This is a genomic window from Arthrobacter sp. JCM 19049 (genome assembly GCF_001310435.1).
Genome location: NZ_BAXF01000797.1, coordinates 1 through 763, shown reverse-complemented (window position 1 = coordinate 763; position 763 = coordinate 1). Strand labels below are relative to the sequence as shown.

At 70.2% G+C, this 763-nt stretch carries 2 protein-coding genes; both read left to right on the top strand.

The features are described 5' to 3' along the window. Window positions 1-470 (top strand): HAD hydrolase-like protein (locus tag JCM19049_RS16335; RefSeq protein WP_279403443.1); only part of this gene is annotated, 470 nt, incomplete at its 5' end. A gap of 118 nt (window positions 471-588) precedes the next feature. Beyond that, window positions 589-723, top strand: a complete 135-nt coding sequence (locus JCM19049_RS21575; RefSeq protein ID WP_279403442.1) for a hypothetical protein — start codon at window positions 589-591, stop codon at window positions 721-723. Window positions 724-763: the final 40 nt, after the last annotated feature.

Here is a 763-nt window from a genome sequence, read left to right as displayed (position 1 = left end):
CCGAGGGCCTGGCCCCGGGCAACGGCTCGCTGGTCAACGCCGTGCAGGCGGCGGTGGACGCCGAGCCGGAGATCGCCGGCAAACCGCAGTCCTACCTGTTCACCCGTGCCGCGGAACGGCTGGATTCAACCAAGCCGCTGGTGGTCGGGGACCGGCTGGACACCGATATCCTGGGTGCCAACCGCGCCGGGTTCAGCAGCGCCCTGGTGCTCACCGGAGTCGATAGCCCGCGCAGCGCCCTGGCCGCCCCGGCCGATCAGCGCCCCACCTACCTGATTCGGTCGCTGGATGACTTCTACCGGCCCTACCCGACCACCCAGGTGCTGGGCTTCGGGGTACAGGTCGGGGAGGCGGTGGCCAGCGTGCGCGAGGACAAGATCGAGGTGACCGGCACCGAATCGGACCTGGATGGCTGGCGTGCGGCGTGCCACGCCTGGTGGCTGGCCCATCCGCGGCAGACTGGTGTGTAGAACCGCAGATCCAATTCACCGCGCGCGGGCTGGACGAACTGCACCGCGCCGCGCGGAGGTAAGAGATGAACCATCCGATGCCGACCCCCGGGTCACTGGCCCGACCCGCCGCCGCCAGGTGACTGAGCAGGTCGTGGAGGAACGCCTGGCCTCGCTGGCCTCCCTGGACATCGCCGAGCATGCGCGGGTCTATGAGCAGCTGCTGCATGATCTGCAGCAGGACCTGAACCGCACCGGGGGCGGGACGCAGTGAGCCGCCTGGACCAGGAGCTGGTCGCCCGTTCCCTGGCCCG